Annotated in this window: 14 protein-coding genes and 1 tRNA gene; 7 read left to right on the forward strand and 8 right to left on the reverse strand. The window is 37.3% G+C overall.

Translation table 11 applies throughout. The features are described from left to right. Nucleotides 1-1,191, reverse strand: a complete 1,191-nt coding sequence (locus ND855_RS09415; protein WP_265358130.1) for an aminotransferase-like domain-containing protein — start codon at nucleotides 1,189-1,191, stop codon at nucleotides 1-3. A gap of 66 nt (nucleotides 1,192-1,257) precedes the next feature. Between ND855_RS09415 and ND855_RS09420 the strand changes: the two genes are divergently transcribed. Both ND855_RS09420 and ND855_RS09425 read left to right on the forward strand, forming a co-directional pair. Next, on the forward strand, nucleotides 1,258-2,682 hold the full coding sequence (locus tag ND855_RS09420) for an aminotransferase-like domain-containing protein (protein WP_265358131.1): 1,425 nt from the start codon (nucleotides 1,258-1,260) through the stop codon (nucleotides 2,680-2,682). Nucleotides 2,683-2,718: 36 nt separating this feature from the next. Beyond that, complete coding sequence (locus ND855_RS09425) at nucleotides 2,719-2,976, forward strand: hypothetical protein (protein ID WP_100716785.1); 258 nt, start codon at nucleotides 2,719-2,721, stop codon at nucleotides 2,974-2,976. A 7-nt stretch (nucleotides 2,977-2,983) separates the two neighbouring features. On the opposite strand, the gene ND855_RS09430 is transcribed toward ND855_RS09425, so the two are convergent. Next, nucleotides 2,984-3,056, reverse strand: a tRNA-Phe gene (locus ND855_RS09430). Between the two features lie 70 nt (nucleotides 3,057-3,126). Here ND855_RS09430 and ND855_RS09435 point away from each other — a divergent pair. From ND855_RS09435 to ND855_RS09450, 4 genes are all read left to right on the forward strand, one after another. Then, nucleotides 3,127-4,065 carry an alpha/beta fold hydrolase gene (locus ND855_RS09435; RefSeq protein ID WP_265358132.1) on the forward strand — a complete coding sequence of 313 codons (939 nt, stop codon included), beginning with the start codon at nucleotides 3,127-3,129 and terminating at the stop codon, nucleotides 4,063-4,065. Between the two features lie 82 nt (nucleotides 4,066-4,147). Beyond that, nucleotides 4,148-4,765: a dephospho-CoA kinase gene (gene coaE, locus ND855_RS09440; protein ID WP_265358133.1), complete on the forward strand. Its 618-nt coding sequence runs from the start codon at nucleotides 4,148-4,150 to the stop codon at nucleotides 4,763-4,765. After that, nucleotides 4,762-5,565: an SPOR domain-containing protein gene (locus ND855_RS09445; protein ID WP_265358134.1), complete on the forward strand. Its 804-nt coding sequence runs from the start codon at nucleotides 4,762-4,764 to the stop codon at nucleotides 5,563-5,565. Before coaE ends, ND855_RS09445 begins: the two co-directional genes overlap by 4 nt. 133 nt (nucleotides 5,566-5,698) lie before the next feature. Further along, nucleotides 5,699-6,103 (forward strand): DUF2452 domain-containing protein, encoded by a 405-nt coding sequence (locus tag ND855_RS09450; RefSeq protein WP_265358135.1) that lies wholly within the window; start codon nucleotides 5,699-5,701, stop codon nucleotides 6,101-6,103. Nucleotides 6,104-6,118: 15 nt separating this feature from the next. Here the strand turns inward: ND855_RS09450 and ND855_RS09455 are convergent, their stop codons facing one another. Further along, entirely contained in the window at nucleotides 6,119-6,520 is a 402-nt protein-coding gene (locus ND855_RS09455) for a YidB family protein (RefSeq protein WP_265358136.1), read from the reverse strand. Between the two features lie 261 nt (nucleotides 6,521-6,781). On the opposite strand from ND855_RS09455, the gene ND855_RS09460 reads away from it, so the two are divergent. Beyond that, entirely contained in the window at nucleotides 6,782-8,479 is a 1,698-nt protein-coding gene (locus tag ND855_RS09460) for an FG-GAP repeat protein (RefSeq protein WP_265358137.1), read from the forward strand. A gap of 116 nt (nucleotides 8,480-8,595) precedes the next feature. On the opposite strand, the gene ND855_RS09465 is transcribed toward ND855_RS09460, so the two are convergent. The 5 genes from ND855_RS09465 to ND855_RS09485 form a co-directional block, all read right to left on the reverse strand. After that, entirely contained in the window at nucleotides 8,596-9,075 is a 480-nt protein-coding gene (locus tag ND855_RS09465) for an Lcl C-terminal domain-containing protein (protein ID WP_265358138.1), read from the reverse strand. Nucleotides 9,076-9,097: 22 nt separating this feature from the next. Next, a complete protein-coding gene (locus ND855_RS09470) occupies nucleotides 9,098-11,614 on the reverse strand; it encodes an Lcl C-terminal domain-containing protein (protein ID WP_265358139.1) in 2,517 nt (838 codons plus the stop codon). Nucleotides 11,615-11,870: 256 nt separating this feature from the next. Then, nucleotides 11,871-12,326, reverse strand: a complete 456-nt coding sequence (locus ND855_RS09475; protein ID WP_265358140.1) for a hypothetical protein — start codon at nucleotides 12,324-12,326, stop codon at nucleotides 11,871-11,873. A 90-nt stretch (nucleotides 12,327-12,416) separates the two neighbouring features. Then, on the reverse strand, nucleotides 12,417-13,259 hold the full coding sequence (locus ND855_RS09480) for a porin family protein (RefSeq protein ID WP_265358141.1): 843 nt from the start codon (nucleotides 13,257-13,259) through the stop codon (nucleotides 12,417-12,419). Between the two features lie 24 nt (nucleotides 13,260-13,283). Then, nucleotides 13,284-13,955 (reverse strand): hypothetical protein, encoded by a 672-nt coding sequence (locus ND855_RS09485; protein WP_265358142.1) that lies wholly within the window; start codon nucleotides 13,953-13,955, stop codon nucleotides 13,284-13,286. Nucleotides 13,956-14,586 lie beyond the last annotated feature (631 nt).

The following is a 14,586-nucleotide window of genomic DNA, read 5'->3' on the forward strand; positions in this document are numbered from 1 at the left end:
TTACGTAATTATGTCGCGATAAACAGAAACGATCCGCTTTACACCCTCTTCCATTTCCTGAATCGGCAAAAAACTATAATTCATACGAAAGAAGGCAGATTCTGAACCAAACAATCTAAATTCATTTCCAGGTACCATCACCACTTTTTTTTCCATGATCCCTTCCATCATATCCCCTTCTGTGACATTTGGGTATTCAGTCCAAAGGAACATGCCACCTTTTGGTTCCACGAACCTAACTTCTGGAAGGTGGAATTGCAGAAGTTTTACCAAATGTTCTTTTTGTTTCGCATAATACGATTGGATTTTAGAGAGGTGTTCTTTCCAATCCAAATGAGAAAGGAGAATGTCCATCACAACTTGGGAAAATTGATTGGTGTTTAAATCATTCCCTTGTTTGGCATTGGTGAAAATTTTTTGGTACAACTCTGGAACCACAACCCAACCCAATCGAAATCCTGGTGAAATGATTTTTGAAAAACTACCCAAAAAAAATGTTAGGTCCAATCTTTCCCGAAAAGAAGAAATCGAAGGATAAACTACTCCCTTAAAATCCAAATACTTATAGGCTTCATCTTCAAATAAAATGACTCCATAACGATCCAATAATGATGCGACTACCTTTCTTTTTTCCAATGACCAAGTAATCGTTGATGGGTTTTGGTAACTTGGGTTTGTATAAAAACAATGGATCTTTTGCATCGAAAGGATTTTTTCCAGTTCCAAAAGATTTGGTCCATCGGACTCCATGGGTAATGGAATCATATTAGGACTGTAAGGTGAAAAAGCTTGTAAAGCACCTAAATACACTGGGTCTTCTAAAAGAAGATTTGTATTTTCATCCAGAAACAGTTTTCCAAGTAAGTCCAAACCTTGTTGTGAACCATGGGTAATGAAGATAGAATTGGTATGAACGGGAACATCCAAAAACTCTGTTTGGATCCTTTTTCTCAGTGCTTCGTAACCTGCGGAATCTCCATACTGAAACGCAACTCGACTATAATTTCGAATTGTCTCTTCCGTTGCCGTTAATAACACCTTTTGGTCCAATAAACTCGGATTGGGAAGTCCACCCGCAAATGACAAAAAATCGGAATCTTGAACTGTGATTTTTAGTATTTCTCGGATAACAGAAGATCGAATCCCATTTGTCCTTTTTGCTAAAAATTGGTTTGCAAGATTCGTTTCCATATCAATAATTTATCAGATACTGAAACATCTGTCCATATACAGATTAAAGTAACTATAGGTATACAGATGGTAAAAACAAAATACGAACAACTCGCCATTGATATAAAATATGAAATTCGATCAGGATTTTATTCAGAAAATGAGAAAATACCATCTCTAAGAGAAATCCAATCCATAAAGTCCTGTAGTCTTTCTACTGCAAAAGAAGCCTATCGAATTCTGGAAGAAGAAGGTTATATTTATGTACAAAACAAATCAGGATACTATGTTCAAAAAAACATAAGTTCACTCATCCTTGGGCCACAAAATGAATTTTATGATACCGTGGAAGCAGATGATAGAATCCAACAAATCATGAATACAGTGATGGATCCTAAACTCATCTCTTTTGGAGCCGCAATTCCATCGGAGATCTATTTACCAATCCATGAATTAAACAATGCATTTAAAAAAGCACTCTTATACAAAGAAATTTTTAGATATGGTGACCTACAAGGGAATCCTCACCTGAGAGAATGGTTAGCAAAACGTACATCTATGTTCGGTTACAGAGTGAATTCAAACCAAATCCAAATCACAGCTGGTTGTACAGAAGCAATCACCTATTCTCTTTTAGCTGTAACAGAACCAGGTGATACCGTCATTGTCCCTTCTCCCATTTATGTTGGCTTATTCCAAATATTAGAAACTCTTAAACTGAAAGTAGTCGAAATTCCCTACCGTAGTAAGGAAGGGATCAGTATCACGGAATTTGAAAAACTCGTTAAACGCCACAAACCAAAAGTATTTTTGTTTGCTTCCAATTTTAATAACCCAAATGGAATTTTATTCAGTGATGAAACGAAACAAAGATTAGCAAATTTATCATTCCAATATGGAATTCATCTTGTTGAAGATGATATTTACGGTGATTTGTACTTTGAAGGAACAAGACCAAAACCATTGGTAAGTTTTTTCCCTCATACAAACAATGGTCCAAAATCATTTTTATGTTCTTCATTTTCGAAAACACTTTCTCCAGGCCTTCGGATGGGATGGGTTGTGACAAAAAATGGAATCCATTCGGTTTCCAAAATTGCACGAGCATTCAAAATTGCTGAAAACCATCCAACTCAACTTTGTGTTCTTGAATTTTTAAAAAGACAAACTTACGAAAGGCATTTGAAATTTTTAAGATCTGAATATAAAAAGTTAAGTAAAGAAACTATGGATTTACTCATCACTCATAGTGATGGAAGCCTCAAAATCACTAAACCAGATGGTGGATTCGTTCTTTGGATCGAATCCGCGTTAGATGGAGATAAATTATTATTAGAAGCAAAAAAAATAGGAATGGCAATTGCACCTGGATCTTTATTTGGACTGTCCAAACATTGGAATCATTTTTTCAGACTGAATGTTTCCGTTGGACAATCATCTAAAATCCGAGAGAAACTGATCCTCTTTGCAAATCGTTTTCAGAAAAATGGAAATCGAAAAAAAACTTTTTAGTTGCTCGTAAACGAAACCAAAATCAACTTTAGGAATATGTCTGAACAAGCGCGAAAGTATTTGGAAACTTCCCAAATCATTCCTTCCAAAGGTATGTCTTATACCATGTATGAAATTGAAGGCCAAGATACCATTTTAAGAATGTTAACCTTCATTCCCGATAATGACGAAATCCATATCTACCCGAAACCTCCGGTCAAAAAACTATATAAACCTGAACTTTGTAAAAAAGTAGAAGAAAACGAATTTTTAGGTCTTTGGTCGATGGGAGAAGAAAGAAAGGTAGGAAAATAGGTAACCTTGGCCCCGGACAGAATCGAACTGCCGACACGAGGATTTTCAGTCCTCTGCTCTACCGACTGAGCTACAGGGCCTCGGTTACGACCAAAGTATTTTTTCATAGCCCTCTGTCAACGAACCTTTGAATTTTTTGTAAGGATCAAAATGAAACCAAACCAAACACTCAAACTTACCATTGTACTGGCACTTTTCTACATCCTAGGATGTGCCTCAGGACTCCACAAAACAGGCATTAGTGTCGAAAGATTCAGGTCTGACTTAGAAACAAAGTCGATAGTAGTTGATGATTTGGTCTGGAAGTATACAGAAAAATCAGGGAATGGAGAAACCCTTCTCGTCGTACACGGCTTTGGTGGTGATAAAGACCATTGGACAAGGTTTTCAAGACACTTACCCAAAAACATACGTGTCATCGCACCTGATTTACCTGGTTTTGGCGAATCAAGTAAACCTGATTCCATCTCTTACACCCAAGAAGCACAAGCAGTGCGTCTGCAACAATTCACAGAAAAACTTGGCCTTACAGAATTTCATATCGCCGGTAATTCAATGGGTGGTGGGATTTCAGGAATTTTTGCAGCAAAGTATCCGAAACTGGTGAAGTCACTCATCTTGTTTGATAATGCAGGGATCAAAAGCCCCGTACCAAGTGAAATGCAAAGAATTGAACTCTCTGGTGCGGAAAGCCCGCTGCTTGTCAAAGACACAGAAGATTTTGACCGACTTCTCAAATTTACATTTGTAAAACCACCTTACTTACCTTCTTTCCTTAAGTCCTACTTTGCTGAAAAGTCTGTCGCCAACCGTGAGTGGAATGGACAAATTCTCAAACAAATTAGAAAAGAAGGTTATTTCTTAGAGTCACAACTTGATAAAATCCAAGCACCTTGCCTTACCATTTGGGGAAAAGAAGACAAGGTAATCCATTATTCGGTTATGGATGTGCTAAAGAAAAAACTAAAATCAAAATTGGAAACCGTTCTCCTTGAAAATATGGGCCATGCTCCGATGATTGAAGACCCACAATTGTCCGCCAAACTCGTACAAGACTGGATTTTAAACGGTACAATCAACAAAAACTAACCGAATAAAACTTAAGTATTTTTTTTCTAAAACTAGATAAAAAAATACTTGTACTTTCACGGGTTTTTTATGTTATAAACCCGTGGCACTCGCTTCCAACAAAACATTAATTGGGATCACTGGATCAATAGGATCAGGGAAATCCACTGCACTTTCCATCTTTGGAGAATTAGGTGCAGTGACGATCAGTTCTGATGCGATTGCCCGTACATTCACAGAACCAAATAGCCCAGTCAAATCAGAATTAATCTCTATTTTTGGACCTTCTATTGAAATGGAAGGTGGTACGATCAACCGTACTAAAATTGCCGAACTTGCTTTTAGCAACGAATCAAAGTTAAAGTCACTGAACGAACTCCTCCATCCTTTGGTCAGAAAATCATTCCTTCAATTTTTCCAATCCCAAAAAGAAGGGAGTATTGTCGCCTGGGAAGTTCCACTCCTATTTGAGACTGATGCTCATACCATTTGTGATTTCACAGTGACAGTTTACCTTCCTAAAGAACAAAACTGGGAACGAGTGAAACAACGAGGCGGGATGGAAAAAACTGATTTTGAAAGAAGAACCTCATCCCAGATGGACATTGAGGAAAAAAAGTCTCTCTCTGATTTTGTCGTAACGAACGATACTGATAGAGAAGGCTTAAAAGAACAAATCGTAATTATCTATAAAGAAATTCAAAAAAGGATTCAAAAATGAAAGAGAGAGTTTTTTACGTTATCAATTTAGACAAACAAAGGATTGGAGTCTTATCGCTCTTTTTATTTGCTTTATTCTTTTCGATTTTCTTTTTGGGAGTCTCGGTAGGGAAAGGGAAAACAGAAGAATCACATACTTCCATAAAACCGTCTCTAACAAATGCAAACCCAGAGACAACGGATGCAAATCTTCCTTCGCCAGATTCATTGGCAAAAAAAGGAGAAGGGACTCAAAATTTGAATCCGCAAGGAACACAAGTTGCTTCTTCTTTAGTCCAAGGCACAAAACCAAAAGAATCTGTTTCTTCACAAGAAATTCCAATGGCTGATATTGGGAACCATCCTTACTACATGGAAACTTCAACAGCTAAGGATGAAGAGGAAGAAAGGAAACAACAAGTTGTTGATTTGACGAAATCAAAAGAACAAAGAAATGTTACTGTGGCAAAAGAAGAGAAGTTAAAAAACATTTCACATGTTTCGAAAGGGAAAGAAAAACCGAATCATGTTTCTTCCAACTTACCAAAATCGGTAAAGAGTAACGATGGAAAGTATTTAACCATTCAATTAGCTGCGTTTACAAACCGTAAATCAGCAGAAACATTTTTGTCCCAACTCCAAGCAGATAACCAAGGAAAACTCAAATCAAAATCCTTCATTGTTGTGAAAAATGGATTTTTTGTGGTACAACTTGGAAAATCCAAGGATAAGGATTCTTTGTTAAAAACGTTATCCAAAACAAATATGCCAAAAGAAATCAAAGCAAAGGCAATGGTCATCCAATACCAACCATTATCATAAAAACACAAATCGTCTATCCTTGGCAACTTGGCTTTCCCGTCACTCATGGGGAGGCCATTTCTTTTTCCAACGGATAGCTCCATTCAAAAAATAAATTCTATGGATAGATCATGGGATTTGTCTAAAGGATAATATGGAAGAATCCACGATCCCCCACCACAGCCTCACCTATGGAACAAGTCGATTAGCACCCGCAATTAGTTTGGTTGATCGTGCGAAAGAAATTGAACTGGCGGAAGAATCTGTCAAACTCCATGTTCATGGAAAGTTGGAAGTCATCGCTAAACAAATTCGTGCTCTAAAAGAAGAAGCAGAACTCATCCTCAAACATGCAGAAAAGGATATCGAACTTCATAAGGCAAAATGCCAATTTGAAAAAAAACCAGGTCAGGTGATTTATCTATATTCGAAAGAAGAAGGAGATTACTTTTCCCTTCTATCCCCTATGGAATGGGGAGGAAATCCTCCACATCCTTTTAAAGGGGCGTATACTATGAACCCTGACCGCAGTTTCTCAGAAATCAAAGAAAATCTCTAAATCAATTGTATTGTTCTACTTGGTGAATAAGGATGCCAAACTGGAAAGTTGGGAAGTGATGTCTCCAGACGGTTCATTTCCATCAGGGGATAATTTATCAATGACAATCGGTAATAAATTTCCAACAAGTCCTGCGGTAGCATCAGTATCAAGGCCCACTTTTTTAGCGAGTTCCTTCACAGAGTCATTCCCTAAGACTTTTAAAACATCGTCGGCACCGATGCTTACATTTTCACCCGTTCCAACCCAAGAAGATGCAGCCTCTGCAAAACCTTTATCCTTAAATTTTTGCACAATTCCCGATACCCCACCGTTTTCTTCGATGATCTTTTGGATCCCGGATACAACTTGGGGATTGTTTTGGACTAGCTCTACTGCCTGAGCTGCGACGGCTTTTAAACTTTCAAAAAAACTCATGCGGAGTATGGTCGCTGAAGTAAAAAGAAAAGGAAAGATATTTTTTTCTAAAAAATCTGAATTCTCTTAGGTCCAATACTAATTATTGATTGCCATTCCTCATTCAAAATCAAAACATCAACTCATTGTTAGTTGTAAATGATAATGGCAAACCGTATTTTTTTTATCATAATTAAGCGTAGTATTGTTGCCATTGGATTTTTTCTATTTTTCTCCAATTGTTGGACAAATCCTCTAACCCACCCTCCTCTTGAATGCCTGATGAAGTTGGACAACTTCCTTTGCCCTGATAAAAATTTACTCAAAAAATATTCACCTGGTATTTATTTATTTCTATTGCCAGAATCTAGAGCTACCATTTCCAATCTGACAAATAACTCCATAGTGGAGACTGGCTTTGTTGTGGGGACCGCTCCACCTGATGTCAGTTTTGTGAATGTGGGGTATGATGATGCTCCACCGGCAAGAGTCCCCGTTGTTAATGGAAGTTGGAGTTTTCCTTTACCAGCCAAAGCGGTGACAAATAGCTTTTGGACCTACGGAAGTTTGCACACCATTTATGTACAAATCCCATTTGAAAAATCTAATACGATCCTCGTTCGAAAAGGCACAAATAAAGACACCAATGGAGATGGGTATCCTGATTTGATTGTGTCGGCTGGTCCTGGCTCAGGATCACAAGGATATGCTTTTATTTACCGAACAAATCCAACAACAAAACAACTTTTAACTTCACAAATTACCTCCATAACTGACGGCCAAGCCAGTGGAACCTATTTCGGAAGTAATATTGGCTCTGGTGACTTTAATGGAGATGGATATGCGGATGTGTTAGTTGGTGCACAAGCATATAGTGGTGCTGCAGGTCGAGTTTATGAATTTTTGAGTAAAGGCCAACAAGGAATTCCCACTCTTGATCTCAATGCAGGGGGATCTGCTGATGCAATTTTAGATCCAGTTGCCGGCGGTGGGAGATTTGGTACGAATATTGCCTGTATGGATGTAAATCTTGATGGATTCGATGATGGAATTTTTGCATCCCCATGGAACGATAATCTATTTATTTTGAAAAGCCAAGGTTTCAATGGATTTGTATCACAAAACACGAGTTCTTCTATCTTTACCTACCAATCGACGCAACCAGGAGATAATTTCGGAAATTATGCTGCATTAGGAGATGTAAACGGGGACGGTTTTAATGACTTAATTGTTGGAGAACACCAATATGCTTCTTCCACTGGCAGGTTATTTATTTTTGTATCCCAACAAGGAGTTTATACAAACGAACCACAACAATTTCTTTACCCTCCGACAACCACTTCCATTGCATGTTCAGCAGGGGGTGGATGTCGATTTGGTTCTACATTTGTTCTCGATTATTTTAATTCCGACCGATGTATCGATCTAGCAGTTGGTGCTTATTCTTTTAATTCCAACCAGGGAATTGTACATGTATACCATTCAACCTGTGATCCTTTAAATCCATTTGTAATGGTTCCGAAGTCTACTTTACTTGGCCCACCTGTAATCAGCTGTTCTGGGGGTTGTAATTTTGGTGGAACCTTGGCATCAGGAGATACGAACGGTGATGGACTCCCCGATTTACTCATTGGGGCCACTGGTGCCAGTTCTGGGATCGGAGACGTTTATCTAGTGTTAAATGATCTAACCAATGGATTTAGAAATATGGATTTAAGTGCTGGTGGGTCTGCCGATAGTCTCTTTTCTGGTAATACGTCTGTAAGTAATTTTTCTATGGGTTTAGAGTTCCTAGACACCAATGCAGATGGACTGAAGGATATCGTGATTTCCGAACCGACAACCACCAATCGAGTGTATACCTTCCATAGTATTAGAGGTAGAGTTCCCACAAACCAAAACCTAAATTCCAGTGGAGTGACTAGCCAAACACTAATCCCACCTGCAGGTACTTTTTTCGGTAGTGCCATTGCAAGGTGAAAATGAAGGAAAATGTTTGATGATGGTTACTGAGAAGGTAACAAAATTGTATATGGGATGGATTTAGTTAAGATTTGATTTGAATTCATCCATCGACACTTGATTCCATTATGTAATTAAGGCCCTGAAACACACCTCACATAACCTCCTTGGTTTTTAAGATCATCAAACACGGAACCATAAGTTATAAACGAGACTAACCAGGCCGCAGTTGTTTGAAATGAATTCGAGGTAGTTGAACTCCAGTATAAAAAGTCGGTGGGTGTCGCGGGAAATGCAGTCGAATCGATCAAAGCACCAGATGATTTTGTAAGGTCAAGAATAGTTTGTAACTCGATAACATTGGGTAGACGCCAAGTCCGTGATGCTAAAGTTAAACTACGACAATTACTCAATGCTAATTGCCAATCTGGGGTGCTTGCTGAAGAACCCGAACAATCAGAATTTGTTTGTCCCCAGCTACACTTCTGCCATACCAGCCCCGTAGCCAAATCTGTAATAGTGCCATTTCCATTGTCCGAAAACGGTGCTGCGATGATTTGTGATGTCATAAAAAGCATAACAAATATCAGACTATTGATTTCAAATACTTTCATAAAGTTTATTATTCCTTTTAAACTAGTTGGAAACACAGCGAACATGTAGATTATTATTCTTCGTATTATTCAATATATATGCAGAAGCAAAATTTACTATAAATGCACTGTCAATAGACGTTCTGATAGTGACAGATGTCCAATAGCTACTTGTAAAGTTTCCTGGAAAAGAAGTGGTATTAATCTTAGCAGTATATTGATATGACTCACCATATTCTATCAAAGTCAAAAGCTCAGGTCTGGTTGGTAATCGCCAATTAGTTCTCCCAGCATAGCCACTTCCGCTATTGGAAAAATTTAAATAAACACAGGCATTCACTGCATTGTAAAATGTAAAAATAGACGCAGAACCACTGCAAATACTTGTTGACTGCCCTTCGGAACATGATCTCCAGACTAATCCAGTTACAATGTCAGTTGTTGTGTAATCATTTCCAAAGGAAGTAGGTCCCGTATAACTTCTTGTAATTCCGTTACTTATTTCCCCATCTTGTGAAGGCCAATTTGCATTACCACAAGCTTGACTATTATTGCCATTGTAACAGAGCGACTGTCCTGTTTTTTTCAATGGTGTGATAGCTTGGGTATACATCCCTGTAGTAAAAGTTCTTTGCACTGCAGACGCGATTGTATTGCCCGCCACATCCTTTAAGTTAGTAGTTGCAAGTGTCCATCGAATTTGGGAATTTTCAGGAAAGTAAATCCAACTCATATTGATTTGTAAAGTAGTATTGTTTATCCATGTAAAGGTTGTACCCGCATTCGGAATGTTAACATAACTTGCTCCATCCCAATTTTCCGTTGTTAATGTTGGTGTTAAACTAGTGTCCATAGCTTCGGAAAATACAACTGTGATTCTTCCTGGTCTTGGAGCAAACCCAGTCGCATTGTCAGTCGGAGTAGAGGACGAAACTGTGGGAGGGGAACTATCTTTGGTTATAGTTGTGGTAGAGAATCCATAATTGCCTACTAAATTGGGACCTACACAAATTCGAACCGTATTTACACCTGTGGAAAAACTGGCATTTGCAATTGTACTACTAACAGGTGTTCCCGCAGAAGCAGATCCACTAATATTTGTACCAGAAGCTACGGTGCCATTTGAACAATCAGTACCTCCAATTCGTATTTGGTAATTCCCTTGGATCGAAGACTGCCAAGCAATCGTTTGAGTTGCAGTTCCATTGATGAATTGGCTTGTCGGAGAAAAAGAGTTGATTGTAATCGTTGCAACCGTTGTGTCCACTGTATAGTTAGCTGAAATAACATTACTTACATTGCCGGCAAGGTCTCTTGCAATCCATTTTGTGTAAGTTACTGCACCATCTGTCATACTCAATGGCGAGGTATACAAATTTCCAGACGTTACAATTCCTGACGAACCAGTCATTGCTGGATTTGTTGGTGCAGAACCTATACTCAATGCATATACAATTTTATCACACGATGCACCGCCTGTGTCAGAACAGGTAAGTGATACTGAAGTAGCAACTCCATAAGAGCCTGCACCAGGACTCGCACTAACCGTCGGAGGAGTGTCGTCTCTTGTCAAAGTAAAGGTTGAATATCCCTTTAATGTGCTAATATTATCCGTAACACAAATCCGAAATGTTTTTGCCGCTTGTCCAGAAAATGATCCTGAAGCGGTCAAAGTGGTTGTCGTATTGGCTCCCCCTGTAACAGAACCATTTACATTGGTTCCAGATGCAGGTGTTCCATTATTACAATCGGTACCTCCTTCTAAAACCACATAACTTCCGTTGCGATTGCTTTGCCATACGATATTGGCACTATTAATCGCACTTCCAAGATTGGAAATATACTGTGTACTTTGGGATCCAATTGTAATATTAGGAATATTTGTATCAATGGTATAAGTAGATGAAGTTTGTGGAGAAGTATTTCCGGCTAAATCCTTACAGATATATCGTAAAACATAAATTCCATCACCATTACCACCGACAGTGATTGTTACTTGCGGGGGTGGAACTATTGTTCCATTAATTGGCGAAAATGAAGGCGTTGTATTATTGAGAGTATATATAATTTGCGAAGTTCCAACTAAGTCTGAACAGGTGATTGTCACAGACTGAGCTCCACCGAAATTTCCATCTGGCAAATTGGCAGCAATACTGGGTTGTGTTAAATCATTTTGAATGGCAGATAAAATTCCATCGTTGATGGTTCCATCTCCATCCGTATCAAATCCATCTGGTTTACCATCGTTATTTGAATCCACCAAAGTCACTTGTGAACCACTCCCATTGGAACCAGTGGTTAAACTTGGATTACCGTTTGGATTGATAAAATAGTTAGGAACTCCGTCACCATTCGTATCAATCGCATCGGGGATCCCATCACCATTTGTGTCTAACAGTAAAATATCTGCTGAGCCATTGCCATTAGTATCAATTCCATCAGGAACACCGTTTCCATCAGAATCTAGAACTATACCATCATTCTTTCCATTTCCATCTAAATCGAAAGGTTTCCCAGGTATCAATTGGTTTGTTTGGCCAGATGGACTTCCTATACCCAAGAAAAGTAACACCAATCCTAAGTTAGATTGAACATTTTCTGTTGAACATGAATAGCATAGGGAAATGACTAAATACTGAGAAATAAAAAAGGTTCGACATGATCTTGTTAGTTTTCGCATAATAAATATTACATTTAAAATCGAAAGAAACAAAATCTGTCAACGAAATTATAACTTAATAATTAGCTCATCCAAAAAAAGATAATTGAAAAATCACCACTTCACCACCCTTAGTCGAGGTGCAACCATTGCCATCTCACTCCACGACTGCATGTGGGAAATAAACTCCTTGGTAATCCAAAGATAATACATTTTGTTTATTCACTTCCACATATTGGTATTTGTTTTCATTGATTTGTTTCACTTTATAGTACGTTTTGTTTCCAATAAAATCTGAATCCAATAAAATAGGATCTGTAATTTCTAACGTGACGAGTTCAAATTCACAATCTTTCAACCAGTTGATTTTATTTTTCACATAGAATTTATCGATGATTCGATGAAAGGTTGCAAATTCATTTGTGATTTCGACATGGATATTTAACTCTCCATTCTCTAAAGGAATCGTTTCCAAGTAATAACCAGATTTCAGACGACACTCTAAATTTGATTGGTTTGCACTAGGAATGGAAAAAAGCCTAGCTGAATGAAGCTGAAAACACAATCCAGTAAGGAAAAGAATCGATAAAAATAAAAATCTCTTAGTCATCATAAAAAGGCCAACTTACCACTAACAAAAAGTAAATTACGAATTAGGAAAGATTTTTTTAGGAACGATTTTTAAAAAAAAGGAACCTAAAAGTTAATAAGAGATACCGACTCCAAACTTTGCCGAATATTCCCTCAAAGACCAAATGTGATCCAATTTTTCTCTAAAAAGACTCTCGATTGTTGGGCTTGGTGTCTTTTTATGGGAATCATATTGATTGCCTATGGCTTCTACCATCAAATAAAAATTATCATGTAACAATATTCTGGAACCTAGAGTTAAATTTGATTGGACCAAATAAGAATCAGTAAATCTTTCTCTACCCAAACCAAATCCTACACGGACATATGGATCAAATGTGGAATTTTCTAAAAAATGGTATCCCAACTGAAAAGAAAGATAACGCATATGTAAAAAACTATTATCATTATAGGTTTGGTATGGTAATAGAATTTCATACGTTATCAAATGATTCATGTCATAACTTGGAAAATTGGGAAGTTCTCGTGTCAGTAACCCTAAATTAAAGATGGCATTCGATTTATCTTGTCGAATATCTTTTGCCTGAAAATTAGAACTATTGATGCTGATACCAAGACCAATCCCTGATTTAAAAACAGATTCATAAAATAGAGAAACATTTTGACCATCAAGTTTAGGTTTAGGAGCATTTTCAAATGCGATCCAACTTGCCACCTTTTGTTCATGAGTTCCATAATGATTTGTCAAATTCCCTATGACATTGGATCGATTGTTGATATTATTTTCTGTATTTGTGTAATTATTACTAATTTTGTAAGGACTAAATTGTGGGTATGCAACAACTTCCGAATAGGCACCTTCAAAATAAGATTTTTCTCTAATTTTATTTTGAGAGTATAATCCTCCATTCACGATCAGAAGGAGAAAAAGAACCACTAACTGCTTTTGATTCATTTTCTTCGAAACACATTTCATCATTTAATTGATTTCCTCTTCCGAGTCATGTATAAATTTTCCATTGTGCTCATATTCATAAAACAAAAGTTGTTCTCTGGGTGTTATCACCTTCAATTCATTGATCCCTTTCTTTTGTAAAAAACCATCAAACTCGAGTAAACTACGCACACAATAATACTGGTCATACCCTGTTGTTTGTTTCCACTCGTTTTTTGGATACCTCTCCTGTTGGTAAAACGGCAATTTTTGCCGAATTCGTTTTCCTTTTTTATAATATGAATAAGGGTATAAATATGTGATTTTAGATTTTGGCTCAATACCATTCCATTCAAATTGGTATAAGTCTTTATCATGATCGATAGGAATTTGTTTTGAATGATCATAACAATATTCAAAGAGAATTCTAACTAATGTTTTATCCTTAGAAACTGAATCAAACAATACTTTATGATTCAAAATGAAATTGTTTGGGTCAGACAGAAGAGCATCCAAATTGTCTGGTTCGATATAAAAGGCAGTCTGTGCATAATGCCAAGTTCCATAATAAGATGCTTCTAACATCCGAATTCCACTAATAGATTTGATTCGGTATTCTGAAGTTACACCTGGCGAAATGATCGTCAGATAATAACGAGAAGAACATACCTGAAAGAAAAAACAAAAGATAAAAAACCCTAGAATTCGAATGATCATATTTTGAATGTTCATCTTTTAACTTACATCATACCGCAGGAGAAAACAATCCCATTCCATTGAGAATCACATGCTCTCAGATCATTTGGATTGATGATCCTACAAACCTGAAACAATTTCCAAGCATCAGAACAGGCTTTGCTAGAAGACCCAGTCTCTTTTTCACTATTGCGAACACAGTTAGTAGAAAAGAAAAAAAACATAAGCAATGTCAATATATACAAACGCATAAAGCAAAGATCCATCCTCGGCTGCAACAGCCTACATGATTGAGTATCATTTTTCACCTAACAAACCAGTGAATACAAAAAAAATTCAATTGTTTCATTAGTTTTGGTTCATGGAAAAGCTGATATCTGTTTTGATGTTGTTTTAAGCTAGGAACAAGATTCTTAACAATGATTAGTTTTTAATGAGAATGGAGAATGAAATCTTTTCAAGTGTATTTATCTTCAGAACTTGGTGATTGTATTTTAAGATATTATATTTAAATAGAATTCCTTAATTAGCTATCGATGGCAATATTGTTCAGAAGCGATTTTGTTTCGGGACTTGATCTCTTTCGCTGCAAACACTCCCTGTGTTTGCTATACTCCGAGGCACGGCTCCGCTCGGCGTTTGCCTTCCTGGC

The organism is Leptospira paudalimensis (assembly GCF_026151345.1).
Lineage (GTDB): Bacteria > Spirochaetota > Leptospiria > Leptospirales > Leptospiraceae > Leptospira_A > Leptospira_A paudalimensis.

Coding starts and splice junctions, on each gene's coding strand:
- ND855_RS09415 (WP_265358130.1), bottom strand. CDS start 1,191: ATGGAAACGAATCTTGCAAACCAATTTTTAGCAAAAAGGACAAATGGG.
- ND855_RS09420 (WP_265358131.1), top strand. CDS start 1,258: ATGGTAAAAACAAAATACGAACAACTCGCCATTGATATAAAATATGAA.
- ND855_RS09425 (WP_100716785.1), top strand. CDS start 2,719: ATGTCTGAACAAGCGCGAAAGTATTTGGAAACTTCCCAAATCATTCCT.
- ND855_RS09435 (WP_265358132.1), top strand. CDS start 3,127: ATGAAACCAAACCAAACACTCAAACTTACCATTGTACTGGCACTTTTC.
- ND855_RS09445 (WP_265358134.1), top strand. CDS start 4,762: ATGAAAGAGAGAGTTTTTTACGTTATCAATTTAGACAAACAAAGGATT.
- ND855_RS09450 (WP_265358135.1), top strand. CDS start 5,699: ATGGAAGAATCCACGATCCCCCACCACAGCCTCACCTATGGAACAAGT.
- ND855_RS09455 (WP_265358136.1), bottom strand. CDS start 6,520: ATGAGTTTTTTTGAAAGTTTAAAAGCCGTCGCAGCTCAGGCAGTAGAG.
- ND855_RS09460 (WP_265358137.1), top strand. CDS start 6,782: ATGAAGTTGGACAACTTCCTTTGCCCTGATAAAAATTTACTCAAAAAA.
- ND855_RS09465 (WP_265358138.1), bottom strand. CDS start 9,075: ATGAAAGTATTTGAAATCAATAGTCTGATATTTGTTATGCTTTTTATG.
- ND855_RS09475 (WP_265358140.1), bottom strand. CDS start 12,326: ATGATGACTAAGAGATTTTTATTTTTATCGATTCTTTTCCTTACTGGA.
- ND855_RS09480 (WP_265358141.1), bottom strand. CDS start 13,259: ATGAATCAAAAGCAGTTAGTGGTTCTTTTTCTCCTTCTGATCGTGAAT.
- ND855_RS09485 (WP_265358142.1), bottom strand. CDS start 13,955: ATGATCATTCGAATTCTAGGGTTTTTTATCTTTTGTTTTTTCTTTCAG.